Source organism: Catellatospora chokoriensis, assembly GCF_011297315.1.
Taxonomy (GTDB): domain Bacteria; phylum Actinomycetota; class Actinomycetes; order Mycobacteriales; family Micromonosporaceae; genus Catellatospora; species Catellatospora citrea.
This window is the reverse complement of record NZ_JAAOTI010000021.1, coordinates 55,360-80,059: the sequence shown is the minus strand read 5'-3', so window position 1 is coordinate 80,059 and position 24,700 is coordinate 55,360. Positions and strand designations below refer to the sequence as shown.

The window sequence follows — 24,700 nt, the reverse complement described above, 5'->3', positions numbered from 1 at the left end:
CCCACGCCCTGGCGCAGACCGGGTATCACCCTGCCACGGCCAGGGACGATCCCCGAAACATGTCCAATGTAGACCGGTGATCCTATGGCGCACCCCGGCCCGCCCCGCCACCGGCGTCAACCGTCGCGCTGCGGGCGACCGGCGCGGACCCGCCGCCGCATCTCCTCCCGCCGGGCCTGCCACGCCGCGTCCAGCGCGTCCAGGGCCGCCGGGTCGGTGGCGACCGGTTCCGCGGCCAGGTGGTCGGCCATCGAGCCGAGCTTCACGCCCATCGGGCCGAAGTAGATCAGGCCCGCCTCCTGCTGGAACTGCCCGCCGCGCTCGTACAGCTCGATCAGCGGCGCGAACGGGTCCGGCAGCGCGGACCCCGGCTCGGCCAGCGCCGCGAAGTGCAGGGCGTACTCGCACAGCCGCCGGTCGAGGTGGTTGGCCCCGCGCGCGGCGACCTGCGCGTAGACCTCGCGCACCAGCTCGGGGTCGGCCCGCGTGCCGGGATCCACCAGCTGCGCGATGTCGAAGAACGGCCAGCGCCCCGCGGCGTCCAGCCGTTGCGCCCACAGCGCCGCCCGGCGCAGGTACTCCGACATCAGCCGCGCCCGCGACGGCGCGCGTTCGTCGTCGTCGAGCCACTCGACCCGGGCGAGGCGGTCCGCGAGCGCGCGTGTCCGTTCGTCCGCACTCATTCGTGCCTCAACCTCCGCATGATCTCGTCGACGACGTGTTCCAGGTTGCTCAGGTCCGGCGCGATCTCGACGTCCGGCTCCTCCAGGCCCATGTCATGGTAGTGGCCGAACGGCCAGCGCCGCCCCTGCGAGGGAGCCACGTCATGCGCCGCGAAGTGCTCCGGTGTCGCGGTCGGGTACTCCCACTCGTTGTTCTCCCAGTAGTCGAAGTGCGCCGGCCGGTAGGCCATGCCGTGGCGCTCCATGAGCACCGACTCGACGTACTCGTGGGCCAGCGTGCGCCGGAAGCGCTCCAGGTCGGCGCCTTCGAGCGGGCCCGCGTAGGCGGCCTGCCAGTCCAGGCCGATGTTCAGGATCGCCGTGAACAGGCCGGTCTCCAGCTGGTCGGTGCCGGTGGCCACGTCGGCGTGGACCTGGAGGAACAGGTTCCGCCGGGCCCGCGCGACCACGTCCTCCGGGATGCCCTGGTTTGCCGCGATGCGCTGCACGTCGTCGGTCAGGCGGCGGATGTCGGCGTACAGGGCTACCGCTTCACCCTCGTTCTGGTCGCCGCCGATGTGGTGGCCCTCGGTGCCGGGCGGCGGGTTGGGCAGCGTCGGCCGCCCACCCGGGTCTGGCAGCGGCGCGGGACCGTCGGCGGCAGCCGGGCCGGGCTGCGGGTCCGGGGTCGGCGTCGGCTCCGGGGCGGGCGTGGGCTGCTGCTCGGTCGCCTGCTGCAGATCCGGCTCGGGGTCCGGCGTGAGCTGCAGATCCGGCTCGGGTGCGGGGTCCGGCTCGGGCTGCGGGTCCGGCTCGGGCTGCGGGTCCGGCTCGGGCTGCGGGTCCGGCTCGGGAGCCGGTGACGGCTGCTGCTGTTGCTGGGCGAGTTCCGCGGCGCCCCAGGTGGTCTGCGCGAGCGAGCCCATCGGCTGCGGGTCGCCCTGGGCGTCCAGCATCATCGCGTACATGCCGACGACGTTGCCGTTGTTCGACGGGTCGCCGGTGTGCCCGTACATCGACACGTTCTCGCTGATCTGGCGCGTCTGCGGGTCCAGGAACAGGATGGTGTCGTTCTGGTTGACCGCGAGCCAGGCGTGCGACGTGCCGGCCTGCCACTCGGTGACGATGAACATCGCCGCGCCGTGGCCCGCCTCGGTCAGCTCGTGCGTGATCGACGCGAAACCCCAGTCGGACCACTGCTGGGCCTGCGCGGCCGGCGCCTTCGCCATGTTCGGGAACACGGTCTGCCAGGCCCCGCCGACGGCGGCGGCGACGCGGGCCATGCCACCGATCTCACCGCCGGTGACGGCGTTGACGTTCGTGCCCGCATACCCGTCGAAGGTGCGCGGCGCGGACACCTGCGGGCGGCCCCGCCAGGTCCGCCACGCGGAGATCATGCAGTCGACGCAGTTGATGCCGCGGCTCGGGTCCAGTTCGGGCCCGCCGTCGTTGGCGAGGCCGAACCAGGTGCCCACGCGCGGGTCGGGGTTCATCTGCAGATACCCGCCGGGAGTGCGCGGCAGCGCGGCGATCAGGTCGTCCTGGTGCTGCTGCAACGGCGGGCGCAGGCCGCCCCGGTAGAGGTAGGGCCGCCCGTCCGCCGCGGGCACGTCGACCAGCAGCTCGCCGTCGTCGGTGTTGACCGCGACCCAGGCCGTGTCGTTGTCCACGGTCGTCGTCTGGTGGGCCGTGTACGTGCCGTTGTACGCGGCCTTGGACGCGTTGCCCCACTCCGCGGCCCACTGCTGGTGCTTGTCGGCCCACTCCTGGCACAGTTTCGCCTGCTCCGCGTCGGGCTGCTGCGCCGAGTAGAACGCCGCCCACGACCGGTACTTGTGCATCTCGGCGAGGTGCTTGGCCGCCTCCGCCGCCAGTGCGTCCGCCTCCTGCTGACGCCGTTGCAGCTCCAGCGACATACGCCGGGTCTGCAGCCCGGCCCGGTAGGGCCACTGCGGGTGGTTCGGGTCGGACGGGTCCATGCCGACCGGGCCCGGCGGCGTGCTGCCCGGCATCGGCGGCGTCTCGGGGTCCGCGGTCGCCGGGTCGGTGTCCGTCGCCAGGTCCGGCCCCGCCGGGTCGGCTGCGGGGTCTAGTCCAGCGTCCCCGCTGCGCGGCGCCGGTGCGACTCCCGGAACGCCTCGAGGATCTCCTCCTCGCTCGGCAGCGGGTCGATCCCCTTCGTGATCAGCGTCGCGATGCGCTCGGCTTCCGCTCGGGTCACCGGCCTGCGTCGGAAGTCGTAGTCCTCCCGGCCCAGGATGTACCCCGCCGTCTCCGGGTCGTACCGCCAGCTCTGGGCCCGATGGTCCCAGATCATGTGCTCCCGGTAGCCCTGCCCCGAGATGATCAGACCCGTCGGTTCCTGGTCCGGGAAGTCCTCGATGTCCTTGCGGTAGATGGCCTTGTAGTACAACATCGAGCTCCTCCAGGCGGGCGGCGACCTTCGGGGTGACCGGGAAGTCGTCAGGCGTCAGATCGTATTCGGCGATGACGTCGCCCGGGGTGAGCCCCCGCGCCTCGAGCTGCTGGGTGAACGCGCGCCAGACCTCCGGGTTGTCGCTGATCCACTTCGCGAGGCTCGCGTCCTTGGCGTCGTCGCCGACCATGCCGGGCGGGATCGCGTCGAGCATGCCGGCCGAGCGGTTGACCTCCAGCATGCGCAGCAGCGCCCGGATCCGCTGCTCGGGCTCGGCGTCGACGTCGCGCATCACCTCGTACTCGACGTGCGTGGCGTGCCACAGCTCGTACGACAGCTGCGTCGGGAACTGCACCTCGACCAGGGTGCCGTCGGGGGCGCGGAACGTCGTGTTGGTGCCGTAGAAGCGGTTGCCGGACCGCCAGAAGCTCTTCGGCGTGCCCTCCAGCTCGTAGCCCGCCGCCGCCAGCTGCGCGATCACCGCGTCCAGCGCCGGGCGGTACGCCGCCCCGTCGGGCAGCTGCACCGAGAAGCGCACCGAGTCGTTCACCGTCGCGGCGAACTGCTCCGGACCACCGATCCGGCCCTCGGCCAGGTACTTGCGCTGCAGCGACTCCCGGCTCTTGGCGCGGTGCTCGGGGTCACGCAGCGGCAGCGAGCCCTCCGGCAGGCCCAGCGCCTGCTCGACCGAGGCGGTCACCCGGCGCAGGTCGGTCAGCGCCGTCTCGGAGGCGGCCAGCGCCCGCTCGTAGACGTCGTCGAGCATCGCGGTCTCGTACGCCGACAGCTCGGCGTCCGGTCGCGGCTCGAAGAACCGGCCGCCCGGCTCCGGCGGGGACGGCGGATCGACCGGGCCGGCCGGGTCCGCCGGGGACTCGGGCTCGGCGGGATCCGTCAGTCCTCGTCCTGCGGCGGGGCTCCCTTCCACTGGAAGATCCAGAGAATCGTCTCCTCGTCGGGGAGCGCCTCGGTCCCCTTCGTGATCTCCAGCATCAGGGCTTCCGCTTCGGCCCGGCTGATCTGGTCGAACTTCTCCACGTTCTCCGGGGAGTCCGTGAACTCGTCGATCGACCACGGGTCGTAGACCCAGGCCTTCTGGTCGTAGTCCCACAGCATCGCGTCCGGGTGCGTCCCCGTCACGAAGATCCCCCGGGGCAGGCCGTCCCCCTTGCGCCTGACGTAGCTCTGGTAGTAGCGAATCATCGATGTCCTCCAGCCGGGCGGCCAGTTCCGGGTTGACAGGCGTGTCCTGGCTGTCCAGACCGAACTCGGCGAGGATCGACGCGAAGCCGTCGTGGGAGACGCCCTGCTGATCCAACCACGCTCGGTAGGCCTGCCAGATCTCGGGCTTGTTGGCGATCCAGGTGGTCAGACTGGTGTCGATCACCGGCGGCACCCGCTCGGCGTCGGAGTCGGAGGGGTCGGGTTCCGGGAAACGCTCCCGCACGAACTCGTCGATACCGGGCGGCACGGACTCGTTGAGGCCGAGCTCCCGGTTGACCGCGAGCATGCTCAGCAGCGCATGCACCCGGCGCGGCTCCAGTTCGTTCTTCTGCCGGAAGACCGCGTAGGCGTCATGCGTCAGCTCCCACGCGCGGAACGACTCGGCCGTGGGGAACTGGATCTCCATCAAGCCGCCGTCAGGGGCTTTGAAGGTGGCGTTCAGGCCTTGGTAGCGGTTGCCGGGCCGGAAGAAGTTCTTGAGATCGGTCAGCTCGTAACCGGCGTCCTCCAGCGCGGCGATCGTCTGACGCAGACTGCCCAGGTACTCCGGGCCGCCGGGCAGCTGCAGGCTGAACCGAGCCGCGTCGTTGACCTCGCCGGCGAACTGGTCGACACCCTGCCGCCGACCCTCGGTCCAGAACTTGCGCTCCAGCGAGCTCTGCGACTTGACCATCTGCCCGGTGCCGCGAAGCCGCACCGGCGGCTCGGGCTCCGGCGTGAAGTCCGGGTCGTTCGGGTCGCCTTCGATCTCGGCGTCCAGCACGCGGTCGGTGGTGACGTTCTGCGCCGCGTTGAGATCCACGGCGATCCGGCGCAGCACCGGCAGCGCCCTCTCCGCCCGGCTCACCGCAGCCGTGCGCAGGTCGTTCAGCACCTGCTGCTGGTGCGGGTTGAGTGCGACCAGGGGACGGTCCGGGCCGGGCGGCTTGCCGATGGTCGCCGGACTGACGTCCGAGCCGTAGAGACGACCCGGCAGCAGGCTGCGCTGCTCCGCGGCGCGGAACAGGGCCGCCTCGCCGAAGGTCGTCGGCACCGTGCCCGCCTCGTGCACCAGGGTGCCCCGGTCGCCGCCGACCACCAGGCGGCCGTCGACCATCCGGATGTCGACCGCGAGCGGCCTGCGGTACTTGTCGCGGTCCGGGTCCTCGGCCTCGGGCATGCTGCTCAGCGGCTCGTCCGGCCGGTGCACGCAGACCGGGACGGAGGTGAGCCCCGCCACCCGGGCGGCACGCATCCGCCGGTTGTCCATGCTGGACATCGAGCCGTCGCCCCACGCGATGACGTGGGCCGGGCCGCCGCGCCAGCCGGTCTCGGCCATCTGCGCGGCGAACTCGTCCATGGTCACGTTGCCGCTGTTCGGGCTGACCGAACGCTGGGTGAACCGCAGGTCCTGGGGGTTGGTCAGCGCCGTCTGCGGCAGCAGCGACTCCAGCCGGGCCCGCTCGGCGTCGTCGAGCACCGACGGGTCCGGATAGCCGAGGTCGGCCATCGTCGCCTCGCCGACGCCGAGGTCGGCCATCTCCTCGTCGGTGAGCGGCCGCTGCATGTCCGCGTCGAGCGGGCTCGTGTCCGCCCCGGCCGGGGCGGCCGCCGGCTCAGGCCGGCCCTGGTACTGCGACCACGCCCCGGTCGGCGCGCCGTCGATCACGGACTGCTCGCCGTCCGGCCCGATCACCATGGCGTCCATCTGGATGATGCCGTCGGTGTAGGGCGGGGTGGTGGTCGGCGTGCCGGGCGGCTGCTGCGGGTCGGCGTACATGATGACGCCGCCGTCGTTGAAGACCGGCCAGGTGTGCGCGGTGCCGTCGGACGAGTGGTGGATGACCACGGCCATCGCACCCGGACCGGCCTGGCGCAGCTGGTCGGCCAGACGGGCGTAGGACGCGTCCACCGCCTGCCGGGCCGCCTGGCGGTCCAGGCCGCGGGTGTCCGGGCACAGCTGCTGCAACCGGCCGCCGAAGAAGTCCTCGATGCGGTGCGGGCCACGCGGCTCCGGCCCGGCCGGTTGGTCCGGGTTTCCGCTGGCAAACCCGTCGAGGGTACGCGCGGCGGCGCAGCGCGGACGTCCGTGCAGCCAGGTGTCGGCCACCGACAGCAGCACGTCGACGCAGTTCACCGCGCGGGTCGGGTCGGCCTGCGGCCCGCCGTCGTTGGCGAAGCGCAGCCACCCCGAGCGCAGCGGCGGGAACTGCAGCGGGCGGCCGTTCTCGTCCCGCGGCACCGCGTTCTCGAGGTCGAGCTGGTGCTGGGTGAGCACTGGCCGGTAGCCGCCGCGCTGGTCGTAGCGGCGGGTGGCGTCGACCGAGGGCGGCTGGTCGGTGCCGGTCAGCGCCGACGTGTCGTCGGTCGTGACGCCGCCCCGGGTGAAGTCCGCGCCGTCGTGGCGGTTCAGCGCATCCCAGGCGGCCGCGGCCAGCGCACCGGGGCGGCCCATCGAGGCCAGGATCTCGCGCCGCTGCGCGCGCAGCCCGCCGTGGTACGCGTCGCTCCAGCGCCGCGCCTCAGCCCGGCTGCGTTCGCCGTCGCGCCGCCCGTCGGCGGCCGGGGGCCTGGTGTCGGCGTCCGGGCCGGGGCCGCGCGTGTCCGGGCCGGGCACGACGGCGACCGCGGGCGTCGCCGGATCGGTCTGCTGGGCCGGGATCGGCTGGGGGCGGGCCGGGTCGCCGGGCGTCTGCTGCGCTGGAGTCGCCTGCTGGTTCGTCGACGGGCTCTGCGGTGACGCGGCCGGACCCTGCTGGGCAGCCGGGTTCTGCGTCGTCGACGCCGGGTTCTGCGTGCTGGTGGACGGCGTGGTCGTGCCCTGCGGGCCGGTGGCGGTGGTGCCACCCTGGTTCGCCGGGCCGGTCTGCGCGTTGGCGCTCGCCTGTGCCGTGGACCCGGTCTGCGTGGACGGCGTCGTCACCGACGTGTTCGGCTGCGCGGACGGGGTGGTCGTGGTGGCGCTGGCCTGCACGGACGGTCCGGTCTGGGTTGGCGTGCCGGTCTGCGCCGCCAGCCCTGCCTGCGACGAGGGAGCTGTTGCGCTGATGCCCGCGGTGGGCCGGGTGCCGGTGGCCGGGTTCGCACCGGTCGAGTTGGCCGTGCCGGACCCTGAGGCCGTGCCCGAACCCGAGGTCGACGAGGACCCGGACGGGCCGCCCGAGCTGGTGCCGGTGCCGCCGGTGGCGGGGCCGGTGCTCGCCGAGCTTGCGCCGGCCGAGGTCGAACCGCCGCCGGAGGCCGAGCCGGACAGGCCGCCGGATCCGGACGATACCGAGGTGGACGCGGACGCCGAGGGCGCGACAGACGAAGCGGCGGACGTCCCGGCCAGGCCTGACGCCGGGGACATCGCCGCGGGCGCGGCGGCGGCCGGTGCGGCCATGCTCTGCGGCGCCGCCGCGACCGCCGGGGCGATCACGGTGTTGTGCTGCGCGGGGACGTTCGCGACCGGGGCCGGTCCGGCAGGTGCCGCCGGGGCGGCGGTCGCCTCCGGCGGGGCCACCCCGGCCAGGCCGCCGGAACCGCCCGGGTACCCGCCCGATCCGCTGCCGGAGCCGCCGTGCGAGCCGCCGGAACCGCCGCCAGAGCCGCCGGAGCCCGTGGTCCCGCCGTGCGGCCCACCCGAACCGCCGCCCGAACCGCCGCCTGCCGCGGCCGCCGTGCCCGCCGCGGCGGCGGTGATGTTCGTGCTGGGGTCGCCGTCGAAGGCGGTCCCGGCGAGGTTGCTGACGATGTTGTTCGTCATGTTGTTGAACTCGCCGGTCAGGTGGCTGTTCACGCTGGAGCGCGCGCCCGAGGTCGCCGCCATGCCCAGGTTCCCGACGTCCGGCAGCTGGCCGGTCGCCAGCGAGCCGCCGACGTCGCCGAGCACCTCGCCGCGTACGCCGTGGGCGACCTTGCTGGCGAAGCCGCCGTTGTGGCCGCCCGCCAGGGTGCTGGCCGCGCCGCCGGCGAAGCCCGCCCAGCCGGCCATCGCGAGGTCGCCGAGGTCGAGCCCGTCACGGCGACCGGTGGCGGTCTGGTACGTCTGGATGGCGCCCTGGGTGAGCACCTCCTCCTTCATCTCGTCCAGGCCTTCCTTACCGGCCTTGATCGCCCACTTGCCGAGCTTCTTGCCGAAGTCCTGGCCGAGGTCCTTGAGCTTGTCCTTGAGAGCACGCTTGATGCCGCGCTCGACCAGGGACCTGAGCAGCCGCTTGAGGATCTCCTTGATGGCGAAGCGGGTCGCCATGCAGGCCGGACCGGCCGCGGCGGTGGACGCGCCGAAGGTGAAGAACGCGGCGACGGCCAGCGCGATCAGCTCGATCAGCAGCAGGCCGAGCTCGATGTAGTACTCCAGCTTCGCGCCCTGGATGTCGCAGCCGCCGCCTTCGAGCATCTCGCCCAGCGCGCCCGCGACGTAGGCGGCGGCCTGCAGTGCCGACTTCTCGTTGCCGCTGCCGATCTGCCCCCAGGCGTCCTTGATCGCGGCGGCGACCTTGCCCTCCGCGCCGCCGAACGCGGCGACCGCGTCCAGGGCGGCCCGCTCGGACTCGGTCAGCGGGTCGGCGAGGTCACCGGCGACCGCGTACCAGTCGTCGGCGAGGTCCCAGGTGGCCTGCTCGTCGCCTTCGGGCCAGTCCATGCCGATGACCCAGTCGAGGCATTCCTTCATCCACCCCGGTGCGTCGAAGTAGGACAGCGGATGCGGTATCGGCGACGGCAACCACGACATCCGCACCCTCCCCAGAGTTCGGCTCTCCCGCGCGGTCCGGTCCGTGCCGGGCACGCGACATCCGATGGCGCGCAGGCGCTCTGGGTAAGTTACTCGATCCGGACAAGAGCGCGCCAACCCGGTTGCGGCGAGGGGTGCCGATCCGGGCTAGAGTCGGCGTCACCGGCCGTACCAGGGGAGGAGCCGCCGTGGCACAAAGCTCCGATCGCGACGCCAACTGGGCGCTGCGGGAACGCTTCGCGCAGGTGCACGACCAGTACACGCGGCTGCGCAGCGGCATGGGCGACCTGCAGACCAAGCTCAAGGCATACCGGGCGACGGAGAAGTCGCGCGACGGCCTGATCAAGGTCGCCGTCGACGCCCGCGGCCGGCTGGTCAAGCTGGAGCTGGAGCCTGCCGTGCTGCGCTCCTACAGTGCCGCGGGGCTCGCCGAGGAGATCACCAAGACGGTCGCGCGGGCGGCCGACGCGGCGGGGGCGGGCGTGACGAGCCTGATGGCCGAGGTGATGCCGCAGGACTCCGGGGCGGTGACGTTCCTGCGTACCAATGACATGAACGACCTGCTCAAGCGGCACGACGACATCATGGACTACCGCCCGGAGCCGCGTGGCGACGAGCCGGAGGCCGCGCGATGAAGGAGTTCATCCCGGTCCGCCAGCTGAGCTGGCCCGGCGGCGACGGCACGCACCTCGACCTCGACCTGGCCCGGGACGCGGGCGGCCGGATGACGGCGGCGGGCAAGGACGTGACGGCCCTGCGCAACGGCGCCGGCGCGAGCATCGAGTCGGCCGGGTCGGCCAAGCCGTGGGGCACCGACGACGTCGGCAACGCCCTGGACAAGGGCTACTCGGAGATCGCGCCGAACATCCTGGCGCTGTTGCGGCAGGTCGGCACCGCCCTGGAGTCGATGGGCGGCAACATCACCCAGGCCGCCACCGTCACCTCCGACACCGACGTAGCCGCGTCGAAGCGCACCGACCAGGCGGGCAACCACCAACCGGACATCCCGGTCTGACCTTTCCGCCCGGGTCAGCTGGCCAGGGCGGACGGGCCGAGCAGGGCCTTGAGGTCGGCCATCAGCGCGGGCACCGGCGACACCCGCATCGGGCCGAGCCGGTAGGTCGACGACTTCTGGCCGTTGGTGAGCCGCACGTGCACCTCGGCCGGGCCGGGGTGGGTGGACAGCACCTCGCGCAGGCGCTCGACCAGCGGCGGCGTGCAGCGGTTGGCCTGCAGCGCCAGCACCACGGGCTTGGCGTCGTCGGGCGCGCTGGTGTCCGGGATGGACATGTCCATCGCCATCAGCTTCGCCTGGTCGTCGCGGCGGTCCGCGCGGCCCTTGACCACCACGATGGCGTCCTCGGCGATGTACTGCCCGACCAGGTCGTAGGTGTTGGGGAAGAACAGCACCTCGACCGCGCCGTCCAGGTCCTCCAGGGTCGCCGAGGCCCAGGCCTTGCCCTGCTTGGTGATGCGCCGCTGCACGCCGGAGAGGATGCCGGCGAGGGTGACGATCTGCCCGTCGCTGACGCCGCCCTCCTCGTTGAGCGCCGCGATCGACATGTCGGCGGCCTTGCTCAGCACGTGCTGGAGGCCGAACAGCGGGTGATCGGAGACGTACAGGCCGAGCATCTCGCGCTCGAAGACGAGCAGGTCGGTCTTGTCCCACTCGCCCGGCGGGATGGGCGGCGTGACGATCATGCCCGCGCCGGTCGAGTCGGTGTCGGCGAACGCCGAGCCGAACAGGTCGAACTGGCCGATGGCCTCGTTCTTCTTGACGCTCATGAACGAGTCGATGGCGTCGGCGTGCACCGAGAGCAGCCCCTTGCGGGGGTGCTCCATCGAGTCGAACGCACCCGCCTTGATCAGGGACTCGATGGTGCGCTTGTTGCAGGCCACCGCGTCGACCTTGCGCAGGAAGTCGTAGAAGTCGGTGAACGCGCCCTGCTCCTTGCGGCCGCGCACGATCGCCTCGACGACGTTGCCGCCGACGTTGCGCACCGCGCCCAGGCCGAACCGGATCTCGTCGCCGACCGGGGTGAACCGGGCGGTGGACGCGTTCACGTCGGGCGGCAGCACCTTGATGCCCATGCGCCGGCACTCGGCCAGGTAGACGGCGGACTTGTCCTTGTCGTCGCCGACGGAGGTGAGCAGCGCCGCCATGTACTCGGCCGGGTAGTTGGCCTTGAGGTAGGCGGTCCAGAAGGAGACCAGCCCGTACCCGGCGGTGTGCGCCTTGTTGAAGGCGTAGTCGGAGAACGGGACCAGGATGTCCCACAGCGTCTTGATCGCCGCGTCGGAGTAGCCGTTCTCCTTCATACCGCCGGAGAAGGGCACGTACTCCTTGTCGAGGATCTCCTTCTTCTTCTTGCCCATCGCGCGGCGCAGCAGGTCGGCCTGGCCGAGGGTGTATCCGGCCAGCTTCTGCGCGATGGCCATGACCTGCTCCTGATACACGATCAGGCCGTAGGTGTCGCCGAGGATCTCCGACAGCGGCTCGGCCAGCTCGGGGTGGATCGGCACCACCGGCTTGCGGCCGTTCTTGCGGTCGGCGTAGTCGTTGTGCGCGTTCGCGCCCATCGGGCCGGGGCGGTACAGCGCCAGCACCGCGGAGATGTCCTCGAAGCCGTCGGGGATCATCGAGCGCAGCAGCGCGCGCATCGGGCCGCCGTCGAGCTGGAACACGCCCAGGGTGTCGCCGCGGGCCAGCAGCTCGTAGGTGGGCTTGTCCTCCAGCGGCAGCTCTTCGAGCACCACGTCGATGCCGCGGTTGGACTTGATGCCCTCCAGGCAGTCGTCCATCACGGTGAGGTTGCGCAGGCCCAGGAAGTCCATCTTGAGCAGGCCGATGGACTCGCAGGCGCCCATGTCCCACTGGGTGATGATGGCGCCGTCCTGCTCGCGCTTCTGGATCGGCAGCACGTCCATCAGCGGCTCGCCGGACAGGATCACGCCGGCCGCGTGCACGCCCCATTGGCGCTTGAGGCCCTCGATGCCCTTGGCGGTGTCGACGACCTTCTTCGTGTCCGGGTCGGTGTCGTACAGCGCCCGGAACTCCACCGCCTCCGGGTAGCGCGGGTGGTTGCTGTCGAAGATGCCGGTGAGCGGGATGTCCTTGCCCATGACCGCGGGCGGCATCGCCTTGGTGATCTTGTCGCCGACCGCGAACGGGTAGCCGAGCACCCGGGCCGCGTCCTTGATCGCGGCCTTGGCCTTGATGGTGCCGTACGTGATGATCTGCGCGACCCGCTCCTCGCCCCAGCGCTGCGTCGCGTAGCGGATCATGTCACCGCGCCGGCGCTCGTCGAAGTCCATGTCGATATCGGGCATGGACACGCGGTCGGGGTTGAGGAAGCGCTCGAACAGCAGGCCGTGCGACATCGGGTCGAGCTCGGTGATGCGCAGTGCGTACGCGATCAGCGCGCCCGCCGCCGACCCACGCCCCGGACCCACCCGGATGCCCTCCTGCCGCGCGTACGCGCACAGGTCAGCGGTCACCAGGAAGTAGCCCGGGAAGCCCATCTTGCAGATGACGTCGAGCTCGTAGTCGGCCTGGCGCAGCCGGTCCTCGGGCACCCCGTTCGGGAAGCGGTCGCGCAGACCCCGGTGCACCTCGGCGCGCAGCCACGACTCCTCGGTGTAGCCCTCGGGCACCGGGAACGACGGCATCAGGTTGCGGTGCGCGAACACCTCCTTGTAGTCGCCGATCCGCTCGGCGATCTCCAGGGTGTTGTCGCACGCGCCCGGCACCAGGTCGTCCCACTGGCGGCGCATCTCCTCGGCCGACTTGAGGTAGAAGTCGCGGGCGTCGAACTTGAAGCGCTTCGGGTCGGCCATCGTCGACCCGGACTGCACGCACAGCAGCACCTCGTGCGCGTCGGCGTCGGCCGCGTACGTGTAGTGCAGGTCGTTGGTCACCAGCGGCTTGAGGTTCATGTGCTTGCGCAGCCGGTCCAGCCCCTCGCGGGCGGCCTTCTCGATGCCGATGCCATGGTCCATCAGCTCCAGGTAGAAGTTCTCCTTGCCGAAGATGTCCTGGAACTCACCCGCCGATGCCACGGCCTTGTCGAAGTCGCCGATGCGCAGCCAGGTCTGGATCTCACCCGACGGGCAGCCCGTGGTCGCGATGACCCCTTTGCCGTATGCGTGCAGCAGCTCGCGGTCGGCGCGGGGCTTGTAGAAGTAGCCCTCCAGGCTGGCCTTCGACTGCATGCGGAACAGGTTGCGCAGCCCGTCGGCGTCGGCCGCCAGCATGGTCATGTGGGTGTACGCGCCACCGCCGGAGACGTCGTTCTCACCGCCGTCGGCCCAGCGCACGCGCACGCGCTCCTGCCGGGCCGTGTTCGGGGTCACGTAGCTCTCGACGCCGATGATCGGCTTGATGCCCGCGGCGGTCGCCTGCTTGTAGAAGTCGTACGCGCCGAACATGTTGCCGTGGTCGGTCATCGCCAGGGCGGGCATCTCCAGGCGGTTGGCCTCCTTGAAGAGCTCCTTCAACCGGGCCGCGCCGTCGAGCATCGAATACTCCGTGTGCACGTGAAGATGCACAAAAGAGTCGCCCACGGCGTACCCACCCCCAGCTAGTCGACGGTAAACCTCAGCCTAGTCCTGCGCTCCGAAGCGTTCCACCCGCCGCTCCCGGGGTGCCCGGCGTCACCGGGCGAAGGGTTCCACCATCGCCGATGCCGCGTTCAGCCAGGCCCGCTTCGTGGTCTGCTGAAGCGCGCCGTACTCGATCGACGAGCCGGTCTCCAGGGCCGGGTCGAAGGGCACCACGACCACCGCGCGGGTGCGGGTGGCGAAGTGCTTGCGCAGGTCCTCCAGCAGCGGCGAGGTGCCCGGGGTGGCGCAGGAGAGCAGCGTCACCGCGTTCTCCGCCAGCTTGCCCAGGCCCAGCTCGTGCAGCAGGTCGATCATCCAATCCGCGGTGAAGGCCGCGTCCTCGCGCGGCACCGTGGTGATCACGAGCTGGTCGGCGGCGCGGATCACCGTCTGCCAGTTGGCGCTCTCCACGTTGTTGCCGGTGTCCACGCAGACCACGTCGTGGGTGCGGCACAGCAGCTCCAGCACCCGGCGCACGGTGTGCTGGTCGAGCCGCTGGGCGAAGCGCGGGTTCTCCTCGCCGGCGAGGACGTCGTAGGACCCGTCGGACGCGTGCCGCAGGTAGTCGTCGAGCCTGTCCTTCAGCTCGGGCAGCGGCGCGTTCTCGATCTCCAGCAGGTCGCTGAGCAGGTGCCGGATGGTGCGCGCGTGCCGCGCGCTGCCCGCCCGCAGCCCCAGCGTGCCGCGCAGCTCGTTGTCGTCCCAGGCCAGCACGCCGCGCCCGCGCACGCTGCCGATGGTCGCCGCGGCCAGCACGGTGGCGGTGGTCTTGTGCACCCCGCCCTTGGGGTTGGCGAACGCCAGCACCTTGGGCCCGCCCAGCTCCCGGCGCAGCACCGACACGGCGTGGTCGACGTCGTCGGCGCGGGCCGCGGGGCGCCACTCGATCCGTCCGGCGGGCGCGCGGTATGCCGGACCCGCCGGGGTGGCCGTGGCCGGGCCGGCCGGCGCGGGCTCGACCGGCGCCGGGTCGCGGGGCGGCGCGGCGCGGGCCCGGTCGAGCAGCACCCGCCAGCGTGAGGTCGCCTCGGCGGGCGTCAGCTCGCCGGGTCGGCCCCAAGCCGTGGGGCCGTCGCCCCGCTGGCCGTTGCGCTCCACGGTCTGCGCCCTCCCCGCCCTGCCAGAGTGGATCAATGATCAATTCGATGCCAGGCTACGCACCTCGACACCAGCTTGACCACCCTATGTGTTCTGGCACCCACACCTCCAGACCCTGTCGGCCGATTGCCGCCGAGAAGAGGTGAAGAGGTCTTGCGAACCGGGTCTCCCCCTGCTCAACGACGCCATTCGATGCAGGGTGCGGACACCCGCGAGGGACCCCCGCACGCTCAGCCGGACTGCCCGGCGCCGGACGCCGCGGCCGAGGGAGCGTGTTCCGGGGACGCCGGGGCCGAGTCGTCGCCGGACGGGCTCGTCTGCGCGGCCGGCGACGCATGCGGTGCGGTGGGACCGGAGCTGGGCCTGGCCGACGGCGGCCCGCTCGCTTCGGCGCCCGGCCGGCCGCTCGGCTCGGCGCTCGGCTCACCACCAGGCGTCGCGCTGGGCTGCGCGCTCGGCGACGCGCTGGGCACGGCCGAGGCCGACGGGTCGAGCTGGCCGACCTGCTCCGGCAGCGGGGGCAGGAAGACCGCCCGGTCCAGGCGGCGCACCTCGGGCGCGGGGTCGACGGCGCGCACCTCGGGACGGGCCGCGATCTGGTCCAGCGCCGCCGGGGTGGCCCGCACCACCGCCGCGTACACGCAGGTGCAGCCGGTGCGGTAGGCCTCCGCCTCGGCCTCGGCGACCGCCGAGCCGCCCAGGTACGTGTCGCGCAGGCGGTCCTCCTCCGCGTCCGCGGTGGTCAGCTTGCCGGCCAGCCCCCGGAAGTCCGCCGCGTCGGCGTCCTTGCGCACGGCGACGTGCTTCATCCCGGTCACCACGTCCTCAGGGATCTTGAAGGCCGGGATGCGCACCGATGCCGTCGACGTCTTGCCCAGCGGCACGCGGGCGTAGACCTCGACCACCGAGACGCCGCCGAGCACCGGCGTGAGCCGCTCCGGCGCCAGGTACGCCTTGAGACTGACCAGGGCGTACGTCTCCACCGGCGTCGCCGACGGGCGCTTGAGCAGGCCGGCCAGTTCCGAGCGGGCCTGCTTGGCGTACAGCGGCACCGACTGCCCCTGCACGACGCCGACCTGCACCGTCTCGCCGAGCGTGCTCTCCGGGGTGGCCGTGGTCCCGCGGTGCGCGGTCCACACCACGGCCAGCAGCACTCCGGTGACCCCGAACAGGGCGGCCCCGGTGAGCAGCCGCAACCGCAGCCGCCCGCGCGCGAGGCGGACGAAGCCGCCCGCGAGCCGCGGCACTATCACCTGGTCCAGATGGCGCAAGAACCTTTGCGGGCGCATCCCGCGTTCCTCTCATCCGACCTCGCGCGCCGGGCGCGAGCGCGTGTCAACCAGCCTCTTGCAGCAGGGTGAGGGCCTGCGCGAGATCTGGCGGGTACTCGCTGACGAACCGGACCTCGAGTCCGGTGCCGGGGTGGATGAAGCTGAGCTCACGCGCGTGCAGCCACTGCCGGTGCAGGCCGAGGCGGGCGGAGAGCGTCGGGTCGGCGCCGTAGGTCGTGTCGCCTACGCAGGGGTGCCGCAGAGCGGAGAAGTGCACCCGGATCTGGTGGGTGCGCCCGGTCTCCAGTCTGATGTCGACGAGGCTGGCGGAGGGGAAGGCCTCCAGCGTGTCGTAGTGGGTGATGCTGGGCTTGCCGCCCGACATCACCGCGAACTTCCAGTCGTGCGTGGGGTGCCGGTCGATGGGGGCGTCGACCGTGCCGCGCAGCGGGTCGAGGTGGCCCTGCACCACCGCGTGGTAGCGCTTGTCCACCTCCCGGTGCTTGAAAGCCCACTTCAGCGCGCTGTACGCGGTCTCGCTCTTGGCGACGACCATGAGGCCGGTGGTGCCGACGTCGAGGCGGTGCACGACGCCCTGGCGCTCGGCGGCGCCGCTGGTGGCGACCGTCTGCCCCATCGCGGCGAGGCCGCCGATCACGGTCGGGCCGGTCCAGCCGGGGCTCGGGTGGGCCGCGACGCCGACCGGCTTGTCCACCACGACGATGTCGTCGTCGCTGTGCACGATCTGCAGGCCGTCGACCCGCTCAGCCACCACGGCGGGGGCCGTGGGCGGGGCGGGCAGGGTCACCTCCAGCCAGCTGCCGCCGGTGACCTTGTCCGACTTGCCGCGGGACACGCCGTCGACGGTGGCGTCACCGGATTCGACGAGGGTGGCCGCCGCGGTGCGCGACAGCCCGAACAACCGTGAGACCGCCTGGTCCAGCCGCATCCCGTCCAGCCCGTCCGGGACCGGCAGGGAGCGGGTCTCCCCCGTCAGCCCCATGACTGGGCACCGCGGTCGGAGGGGACGGCTGCGGACGAGACGTCGCGCGGGTCGCCCAGCGCGGGGCCGTCGTCGATGTCGGTCTTCTTGTCCGACGTGATGCGGCTGCCGTCGCGCTGGCGGCCCAGCAGCTCCAGCAGGATCGCCAGGCTCACGCCGCCGACCAGCGCCATGTCCGCGACGTTGAAGATCGGGAAGGCCTGGCCGTGCGGGTGGAACACGCTGATGAAGTCGACCACGTGCCCGTGGAACGGGGCCGGTGCCCGGAAGATGCGGTCGGCCAGGTTGCCGACCACCCCGCCGAGCACCATGCCCAGCGCGATCGCCCAGGGCAGCGAGCGCAGCTGGCGGGCCATGAAGCCGATCCAGCAGAGCACGCCCAGGGCGATGATCGGGAAGATGTAGGTGTGGTCGGCGAAGAGGCTGAACGCCGCCCCGCTGTTGCGGGTCAGCGACATGTAGACGGCGCCGCCGAGCAGCTTGATCGGCTCGTGCGGGTCCAGTTTCGTCGCCCACTCCTTGGTGACCAGGTCCAGCGCCAGCGCGAACACGGCCATCCCCGCGAAGACCGACAAGGCCTTGCCCCGGCTGATCCGACGTGGGGAGTGCTCCGGTTCCCTCTGGTTGTCCTGCTCCACCGACACACTCCCCAAGTCACGGACGCGGGCGCGCCCTTCGTACGATCATGCCCGGTCGGCTCCGGGTGGCGGGAACCGGCCCTAGCGGCGCTCTTCCAGCTGCTTGCACGTCACGCACAGGGTGGCGGACGGGAACGCGGCCAGCCGCTCCACCGGAATCGGGTTGCCGCACTTCTCGCACCACCCGTAGCTGCCCTCGTCGAGGCGCTCCAGTGCGCGCTCGACCTGGGTGATCCGCTCCAGGATGTTGTTCGCGAGAGTGATCTCCTGCTCGCGCTCGAACGTCTTGGTGCCGGTGTCGGCCTGGTCGTCGCCGGCCGAGTCGGTGAGCCGGTCGCGCTGCAGTTCGGCGATCTCGACGAGCGTGTGGTCGTACTCCTCCTGCAGCTCGTCACGGCGCGCCGTGAGCGCTACGCGGATCTTCTCGGTCTCCGCGGCGCTGCGATCACCCTTCTTCACCGCGGTCGCCTTGGCGGCCGTACGGCTGGCGGTCTTGGACTCGGCAGGTTTGACCATGGTCGCTCCCTCGGCCGCGGTCGTGGCGGCGCTCGGCGTTGCCTGGGCGGGGGGATTCTCTTCCGTCCCGGCGGCGTGCCGCCGGGTGGCCGTGGTGGTGGCGCGCGCCGTCTTCTTGGCGTCGGCGGCCACCGCGGCGGGCTTGGCCGCCGTCTTCCGCTCGGGCGCGGCCGCCTTGGCGGCGCGCTTGGCGGTGGTGCTGTCTGAGGTAGCCGTCACCGTCTCCCCCTTCGCCGTGGCCGCCCCCGCGGCCACTGTCTTCACGGAGCGCTTCGGCGCCGCGGTGGTCTTCGCGACGGCCTTCTTCGCCGCCGCTCCGGTCTTGCTCCCGCCTGCCCTTTCGGCCATGGCGTCCCCCAGATGCAAAACGGGCGCGCGGCTCACGCCGCGCACTCCAATAGGCTGGCAAGAATACGGAACGTATGGACGGTCCACAAACATGCCACGCACTGCCTGCCGAATTCGGAGTGAGTACCCCGGATCGACCCGAAGTATCCGCAGGAAAGGCACGGATCACCGCGGCCGTGACGGGCATTGCCGCGCCGGCCGTCCCTTTCTGGTGAATTTGGCAAAAGGGACAATATCACCTAGTCACCGTGTTCTCGGCCGTCCTCCCCGAACCAGTGGGCCAGCCGGCCCCGCCGGCTCACCGCCCGCAGCCGACGTTCGGCGTCGTCGCGCACCGCTTCGGTGGCAACGATTAGCAGACTGTCACCCATTCGCAACCGTGTGTCGCGATCGGGTACGAACCCGACACCGTCCCGCAGCACCAGCGTCACCGACGCCCCCACCGGCAGCCGCAACTCGTCGAGGTGGACCCCGGCCAGGCCGGACCCCGGCGGCACCTCGATCTGCAGCAGCTCGGCGTGCATCCGGTCCAGCGGGGCCGTCTCCACCCGCAGCTCGGTGGCCTCCCCCGGGGCGGTCACCCCCAGCCGGACCGCCACCGACGGCAGGGTGCCCGCCTGCACCATGGTGAACACCACCACCAGCACGAACACGATGTTGAACAGCGCCTCCGCGCCCGGCACACCCTGCGCGAGCGGGATCGTCGCCAGCACGATCGGCACCGCGCCGCGCAGCCCCGCCCAGGACAGGAACATCTGCTCACGCCAGCCCACGCCGAACGGCGTGGCACTGGCCAGCACCGACAGCGGCCGGGCCAGGAAGGTCAGCACCACCCCCACCAGCACCGCGGGCACCAGCATCTGGACCAGTCCGGGCGGCGAGACCAGCAGGCCGAGCAGGACGAACAGGCCGATCTGGGACAGCCAGGCCAGGCCGTCGGCGAAGCCGAGGATCGCCTGGCGGTGCGGCAGCCGCGAGTTGCCCAGCACCACGCCCGCCGCGTAGACGGCCAGGAAGCCCGAGGCGTGCACGACCGCTCCCCCGGCATAGGCCAGCACCGTCAGGCCGACCGCGGCCAGCGGGTAGAGGCCAGCCGCGGGCAGCGCCGCGCGGCGCAGCAGCTCCCGGCCCACCAGTCCCACCAGCAGACCGATCACCGCACCGGCCGCCAGCTCGTACGCGATGAACAGGGTCTCCTGCCACCACGGCCCGATGCCCTCCGGACTCGACAGCAGGATCACCAGCAGCACCACCGGGGCGTCGTTGATGCCCGACTCCGCCTCGAGCGTGGCCACCAGCCGCGGGCGCAGCCGCAACCGGCGCAGCGTGGAGAAGACGGCCGCCGCGTCGGTGGACGACAGCACCGCGCCGATCAGCGCCGCCGTGCGCCAGTCCCAGCCCAGCACGAAGTGGCAGACGACGGTGACCACCACCACGCTCACCAGCACGCCCAGCGTGGCCAGCGTCGAGGCCAGCCCCAGCACCGGGCGCAGCGTGGTCCAGCGGGCGGTGAGGCCGCCCTCGGCGATGATCAGCACCAGGGCGCAGGTGCCCAGCAGGCGCACCAGCTCGGCGTTGTCGAACCGCAGGCCGAACACCGAGCCGAGCAGCACGCCGAGGGCAAGGTAGACGAGCAGACTCGGCACACCCAGCCGGGTGGACCAGCGCACGGCGGCCACCGCGACGAGCAGCACCGCGGCCCCGATCAGCAGGGCCATGTCGAGGTGCGCGATCACCGACCCGCCTCGTGCAGCGCGGTCAGGCGGGCCGCCAGGTCGGCGGGCGGCGTCTCGATCAGGAAGAGCTTGTCCCGGCTGGCCAGGCCCGTGCGTAGCGAGACACTCGCCGCGGGCAGCGACAGCGCGTCCGCCAGCGCGCGGCGGGCCGCCTCTGTCGCCCGGCCGTCGACGGCGGGCGCCTGCACCGCCACGATCAGCGCGATGCCGTGCGGACCCGGATAGGCGCCGCCGACCCGCGTCCGTCCCGCGCCCGGTTTGACCCGGACCGCGACCACGGCGGGTTCCGTCACCGCGGAGGACCGATCACGTGCCATGACCCATTGTGCCGGAAGCCCCTTCCGGCCGCGTGGCAGGACCTCCGGTGTCCCGCCCGGGATCACCGACCCGCCCCGGCGCGCCACCCCGGAGGGCGGCGTGCCGAGCGGTCGATCGCCCCGCCGAGAAGAGCAGCGGAGCACCGGATGATCGGGACCGGTCAGACCCGGCGGGCGTCGGCCAGCAGGGCGCTGTCCGGCTCGCAGAGACCACAGGGGCTGAACCCCAGGTCCACGGCCTCGGACACCGGCAGCGGCTCGTACGGCCGTCCCAGCAGGTGCACGCACCCGGCCACGTGGTAGCGCGGCCGTCCGTCGATCACGAGCACGTCCGCCGACATCCGGGCGATCCGCGCCGCGTCCGCCGGGGAGATCCGCTGCGCCACCGGCTCGTCCGGCGGGTCCTCGTCGTCGAAATCGTCGGCTCGCCCGCCCGCGCCCTGCGCCGGCAGCACGACCTCGGTCTGCTGGTATCCGGCGGACATCGGTTCGTTGTCGGTGCGGCCGAGCACCGGCTGGCGCGCCGGCTCGTCGTCCCAGTCGTCCCGTTCGGGGACCCGGGGCGGCACCACAGCCCGGCCGCCGGCACGCCGGCCGGCCGGTTCGTCATCCTCGTCACCATCGAACTGCTCGTCCTCGTCTTCGTCGAGGAGCCCGGCCGCGGCTCGCGCGGCAGCAGCCTGGCGAGCGCCCACCACAAGGGCGACCGCGGCCAGCAGGCTGGTGCCGATCGAACCGACGAGCAGACCGCTCGATCCGTCCGTGAGGCCCAGCACGAGCAGCACAACGGCAACGAGGATGAGCAGCAGACTTGCGACTATCACAGCTCACCCCCGCCGCGTCGGCTAGATCCAGGTCTCGGCCCGGTCCGGGACACGCTCCTGGGCATCACCCGGGGGAAAGCGCTCACGAACCGGCCGTCTCGCTACCGGCGCGGGAGGGTCCCGCACCGGCGAACCCGGGGCGCCGGCCGTGTCACGGCTCGGAGGCACCCAGGCTCGTTTTCTATCTGCGGTGCGACGGCAGCGACGAGGGGTGAGGCTGCCGCGGTGACTCTGGCGGTGCGTGAGGGGTGGTACAGGTGGGACATGCCGTCGGGCTCCACCGCCGCGCCCCGGCGGTCCGCCGAAACGGACCGCCCAGGGACGCCGGTGGTCTCACCCGGTGGCGCAGCCGCTCAGCGGCCGTTGAAGGAGCCCGAACCCGAGCCCGCGGCGGCCAGGCCACCGCCGGCCGGACGGTCCTCGCGGCCGATCTCGGCCTCCAGGCTCTGTCCGCGGCCTTCGAGGTCGCGCAGCTGGCTCTCCAGGTACGCCTTCAGGCGCGTGCGGTACTCCCGCTCGAACTGCTTGAGCGTGTCGATGTGCTGCTGCAGCGCGGTGCGCTTGGCGTCCAGGCCGCTGATCGCCTCCTGGTGGCGCTGGCGGGCGTCGCGCTCCAGCGCGTCGGCCTTCGCCCGGGCGTCCCGGGTGACCTCCTCGGCCTTGGAACGGGCCTCGGACAGCACCTTGTCGGCCTCGCGGCGCGCGTCGGACACGTGGTCGTCGGCGGTGCGCTGGGCCATCATCAGCACGCGCAGGGCCTGCTGCTCGCCCTCGGGGCCGGACATCGCCGCCGCGGCCGCCATGCCGCCGCCGCGGAGCTGCTCCAGCTCGTTCTGCATGGCGCGGGCGGCCTGCTCGGCTGCGGACTTGTCGCGCTGCATGCGGTCGAGCTGAGCCTTCATCTCGTTCAGCTCCGCCGCCAGACGCGGGTCGGGGCCGCCGGGGCCGACCGGACGGCCACCGCCGCCGCGCTCGACCTGCATGCGCAGTTCGCTGTTCTCTTCGATCAAACGGGCGAGTTCGCGCTCGACCTCATCGAGGAAGGCGTCGACCTCCTCCTCGTCATACCCCCGCTTGCCGATCGGAGGCTTTTTAAAGGCGACGTTGTGCACGTCGGCCGGGGTGAGCGGCATCGAAACTCCTCGGGTCAGTCGCGGCCGCGTTGGGAACCGGTCACCGGATGGGGGTCACCCGGTGATCAAATTCCCGACGATAATCATCAGCACGTAAAGGATAATCAACAGGACGATGGAGCTCAGGTCGATGCTCACGGTACCAATGCGCAACGGTGGGATCACACGCCTCAACGCTTTGAGAGGCGGATCAGTGACGCTCCACACCACCTCGAGCGCGGCGGCCGACCCTCGCACCGGCTGCCAGCGCCGGCTGAACGAGAGCACGTAACCCATCACGAACCTGGCCAGAAGCACCAGGTAGAACACGTAGATCGCGACATACGCGACCTGCAGCACAGGCGAAAACACGACAGTCGGAGTCCCTCGGTAGGACTAACTCTGGTTGAGGTACCCACCCTCGGCGATCTTGGCCTTGTCCTCGGCGGTGACCTGGACGTTGGCCGGTGAGAGCAGGAACACTCGGTTGGTGACGCGCTCGATCGTACCCCGCAACCCGAATGCGAGTCCCGCAGCGAAGTCAACCAGACGCTTGGCGTCCGCCTCGTCCATCTCCGTCAGGTTCATGATCACCGGCGTGCCGTCCCGGAACCGCTCCCCGATCTGCCGCGCCTCGTTGTAGGTGGTGGGGTGCAGCGTGGTGATCTGCGGCCGCCGGTCGTCCTCGGCCGTCGCGGCCACCCGCTGCTGCGGCTGCACCTGGGGCGCCAGCGCCAGGTTGTCGCGCGTCGCGGTGGCGCTCGTCGCCGTGGCCGGCGCCGCGGTCAGCGGACGGGTGATCGGGCGGACCGTGGCCCGCTCGGCCCGCGCCGCCTCCAGGCGTGCCTCCACGTTCAGCCGGGTGGCCTCCGCCCGCGCCGACTCGCGCGCCGCCTCCAGGCGCGCCGAACCGCTGCGGTCGGCCGCCATCCGGGTACGCGGAACCGACGGCGCCTCGTCGAGATCGTCGTCGTCCTCGAAGTCGTCGTTGTACCGGCCCCCGTCACGCGAGTAGCGGTCATCCGCCCGGTCGCCGCGGCGACCCCCGCGGTCGCGGTAACCGGAGGAATACCCCTTGTCGTAGGCAGGCTCGTCGTACTCGTGCTCGTCATCGTCCTCGACCAGCCCGAGCCAGACACCCGCCTTCCGCAGTGCGCCCATTGCCGCGCCCCTCCGTCCGCCGTGCGGCACAAACCCCCGTGCCTGTGCCGCTCTCTCGCAGACACCAGCTTCTTTGTCAAAGCCCGCCACCAAGCCGGTGCCTGCTGCACTTCATCTTCACTCACGTGGGTTAACCACACTCGTGTAATTTCGGTGCCAGCCGCCAGGCTACCGCAGGGGTGGTCGCATTCCGAGCAATGCGCTGCCGATGCGCACATGTGTCGCGCCGCACGCCACGGCCTCGTCGAGATCGTCGCTCATGCCCGCGGAGACCACCGTCGCATCAGGATGTGCCGCCCGGATCAGCGCGGCGCACCGGGCCACCTCGGCGAAGGCGCGCTCGGGCGCCCAGTCCAGCGGAGCCACCGCCATCACGCCGCGCAGCCGCAGCGCGGGCGACGCGGCGACGGCCTCCGCCACGCGCAGCAGTGCCCGATCAGGATCGTCGCCGACCGCCAGCGCGCCGCCCCGCTCGGCGTCACCGTCCACACTGAGCTGCACCAGCGCGTCGAGCGGCGCCGGCCGGCCCTCGTCGGCCGCCCGCGCCGCCGCGGCCCCCAGGGCCGTCGCCAGCCGCACCGAGTCGACCGAGTGCACCATCGCGGCGTAGGAGGCCACGGAACGGGCCTTGTTGCGCTGCAGCTGCCCGATGAAGTGCCAGCGCAGGTCCACCCCTGCGGCAGCGGTCTCGGCGGCCTTGGGGGCGGCCTCCTGGTCCCGGTTCTCCCCCACGTCGGCCACCCCGAGGGCGGCCAGGTGCAGCACGTCGGAGGCGGGGTAGGTCTTGGTGACCGCGACCAGGGTGATCTCGGCCGGGGAGCGCCCCGCCTTCGCGGCCGCGGCGGCGATGCGCTCGCGCACCGCCGCCAGGTTCGCCGCGATCTGCTCGCGCCGCTGCTCGTCAGTCAAGATCCACTCCAGGTACGCAGAAAGCTCCGGTCATGCCGTTCATACCGCATGACCGGAGCCTCGCTCACGACAGGCAGGCCGCGCCGTCGGCCCGTGAAGATCGCCGTTTCGTGCCAAGATCTGCGGCCTGACCGCACCTTGTGACCCGAAACAGCGATCTTCCCCAACCC

The 24,700-nt window shown here is 72.0% G+C and carries 16 protein-coding genes and 1 pseudogene; 2 read left to right on the top strand and 15 right to left on the bottom strand.

Annotation, left to right across the window (positions count from 1 at the left end; genetic code table 11):
• Positions 1-116: 116 nt before the first annotated feature.
• Together HAV39_RS27985 and HAV39_RS27980 are read right to left on the bottom strand one after the other, a co-directional pair.
• Positions 117-683, bottom strand: coding sequence for a hypothetical protein (locus HAV39_RS27985; RefSeq protein ID WP_191842177.1), 567 nt, complete (start codon positions 681-683; stop codon positions 117-119).
• Positions 680-8,995 carry a toxin glutamine deamidase domain-containing protein gene (locus tag HAV39_RS27980; protein ID WP_191842176.1) on the bottom strand — a complete coding sequence of 2,772 codons (8,316 nt, stop codon included), beginning with the start codon at positions 8,993-8,995 and terminating at the stop codon, positions 680-682. The genes HAV39_RS27985 and HAV39_RS27980 overlap by 4 nt, the downstream gene beginning before the upstream one ends.
• A gap of 188 nt (positions 8,996-9,183) precedes the next feature.
• Here HAV39_RS27980 and HAV39_RS27975 point away from each other — a divergent pair, with 188 nt between their 5' ends.
• Both HAV39_RS27975 and HAV39_RS27970 read left to right on the top strand, forming a co-directional pair.
• Positions 9,184-9,630, top strand: coding sequence for a YbaB/EbfC family nucleoid-associated protein (locus HAV39_RS27975; protein ID WP_191842175.1), 447 nt, complete (start codon positions 9,184-9,186; stop codon positions 9,628-9,630).
• Entirely contained in the window at positions 9,627-10,010 is a 384-nt protein-coding gene (locus tag HAV39_RS27970; RefSeq protein ID WP_191842174.1) for a hypothetical protein, read from the top strand. Before HAV39_RS27975 ends, HAV39_RS27970 begins: the two co-directional genes overlap by 4 nt.
• A 14-nt stretch (positions 10,011-10,024) precedes the next feature.
• Here HAV39_RS27970 and dnaE read toward each other — a convergent pair whose 3' ends face one another.
• From dnaE to HAV39_RS27905, 13 genes and pseudogenes are all read right to left on the bottom strand, one after another.
• Positions 10,025-13,558 carry a DNA polymerase III subunit alpha gene (gene dnaE / locus HAV39_RS27965; protein WP_191842173.1) on the bottom strand — a complete coding sequence of 1,178 codons (3,534 nt, stop codon included), beginning with the start codon at positions 13,556-13,558 and terminating at the stop codon, positions 10,025-10,027.
• Positions 13,559-13,648: 90 nt separating this feature from the next.
• Positions 13,649-14,632 (bottom strand): annotated as a pseudogene (locus HAV39_RS27960) (MinD/ParA family ATP-binding protein); the annotation flags it as partial.
• A 293-nt stretch (positions 14,633-14,925) separates the two neighbouring features.
• Positions 14,926-15,984 (bottom strand): hypothetical protein, encoded by a 1,059-nt coding sequence (locus HAV39_RS27955; protein WP_191842172.1) that lies wholly within the window; start codon positions 15,982-15,984, stop codon positions 14,926-14,928.
• A 46-nt stretch (positions 15,985-16,030) separates the two neighbouring features.
• Entirely contained in the window at positions 16,031-16,969 is a 939-nt protein-coding gene (locus tag HAV39_RS27950; protein WP_191842171.1) for an RluA family pseudouridine synthase, read from the bottom strand.
• A complete protein-coding gene (locus HAV39_RS27945; RefSeq protein ID WP_191842246.1) occupies positions 16,960-17,526 on the bottom strand; it encodes a signal peptidase II in 567 nt (188 codons plus the stop codon). The genes HAV39_RS27950 and HAV39_RS27945 overlap by 10 nt, the downstream gene beginning before the upstream one ends.
• Before the next feature lie 162 nt (positions 17,527-17,688).
• The gene (locus HAV39_RS27940) at positions 17,689-18,123 is read right to left on the bottom strand and encodes a TraR/DksA family transcriptional regulator (RefSeq protein WP_120321371.1); all 435 of its coding nucleotides are present in this window, start codon (positions 18,121-18,123) and stop codon (positions 17,689-17,691) included.
• Positions 18,124-18,710: 587 nt separating this feature from the next.
• Complete coding sequence (locus HAV39_RS27935; RefSeq protein ID WP_373311587.1) at positions 18,711-20,189, bottom strand: potassium/proton antiporter; 1,479 nt, start codon at positions 20,187-20,189, stop codon at positions 18,711-18,713.
• A 14-nt stretch (positions 20,190-20,203) separates the two neighbouring features.
• Positions 20,204-20,524, bottom strand: a complete 321-nt coding sequence (locus HAV39_RS27930; protein ID WP_191842169.1) for a DUF167 domain-containing protein — start codon at positions 20,522-20,524, stop codon at positions 20,204-20,206.
• Positions 20,525-20,685: 161 nt separating this feature from the next.
• Complete coding sequence (locus HAV39_RS27925; RefSeq protein WP_155386686.1) at positions 20,686-21,348, bottom strand: hypothetical protein; 663 nt, start codon at positions 21,346-21,348, stop codon at positions 20,686-20,688.
• A 353-nt stretch (positions 21,349-21,701) separates the two neighbouring features.
• Positions 21,702-22,481 (bottom strand): DivIVA domain-containing protein, encoded by a 780-nt coding sequence (locus tag HAV39_RS27920; RefSeq protein ID WP_120316109.1) that lies wholly within the window; start codon positions 22,479-22,481, stop codon positions 21,702-21,704.
• Positions 22,482-22,535: 54 nt separating this feature from the next.
• Entirely contained in the window at positions 22,536-22,832 is a 297-nt protein-coding gene (locus HAV39_RS27915; RefSeq protein ID WP_191842168.1) for a YggT family protein, read from the bottom strand.
• Positions 22,833-22,856: 24 nt separating this feature from the next.
• Entirely contained in the window at positions 22,857-23,621 is a 765-nt protein-coding gene (locus tag HAV39_RS27910; protein WP_191842167.1) for a cell division protein SepF, read from the bottom strand.
• A 168-nt stretch (positions 23,622-23,789) separates the two neighbouring features.
• On the bottom strand, positions 23,790-24,533 hold the full coding sequence (locus HAV39_RS27905; protein WP_191842245.1) for a YggS family pyridoxal phosphate-dependent enzyme: 744 nt from the start codon (positions 24,531-24,533) through the stop codon (positions 23,790-23,792).
• Positions 24,534-24,700: the final 167 nt, after the last annotated feature.

Coding starts and splice junctions, on each gene's coding strand:
- HAV39_RS27945 (WP_191842246.1), bottom strand. CDS start 17,526: ATGGCCGTGTTCGCGCTGGCGCTGGACCTGGTCACCAAGGAGTGGGCG.
- HAV39_RS27935 (WP_373311587.1), bottom strand. CDS start 20,189: ATGGCCCTGCTGATCGGGGCCGCGGTGCTGCTCGTCGCGGTGGCCGCC.
- HAV39_RS27930 (WP_191842169.1), bottom strand. CDS start 20,524: ATGGCACGTGATCGGTCCTCCGCGGTGACGGAACCCGCCGTGGTCGCG.
- HAV39_RS27910 (WP_191842167.1), bottom strand. CDS start 23,621: ATGGGCGCACTGCGGAAGGCGGGTGTCTGGCTCGGGCTGGTCGAGGAC.
- HAV39_RS27920 (WP_120316109.1), bottom strand. CDS start 22,481: ATGCCGCTCACCCCGGCCGACGTGCACAACGTCGCCTTTAAAAAGCCT.
- HAV39_RS27950 (WP_191842171.1), bottom strand. CDS start 16,969: ATGGGGCTGACGGGGGAGACCCGCTCCCTGCCGGTCCCGGACGGGCTG.
- HAV39_RS27955 (WP_191842172.1), bottom strand. CDS start 15,984: ATGCGCCCGCAAAGGTTCTTGCGCCATCTGGACCAGGTGATAGTGCCG.
- HAV39_RS27940 (WP_120321371.1), bottom strand. CDS start 18,123: ATGGTCAAACCTGCCGAGTCCAAGACCGCCAGCCGTACGGCCGCCAAG.
- HAV39_RS27970 (WP_191842174.1), top strand. CDS start 9,627: ATGAAGGAGTTCATCCCGGTCCGCCAGCTGAGCTGGCCCGGCGGCGAC.
- HAV39_RS27985 (WP_191842177.1), bottom strand. CDS start 683: ATGAGTGCGGACGAACGGACACGCGCGCTCGCGGACCGCCTCGCCCGG.
- HAV39_RS27980 (WP_191842176.1), bottom strand. CDS start 8,995: ATGTCGTGGTTGCCGTCGCCGATACCGCATCCGCTGTCCTACTTCGAC.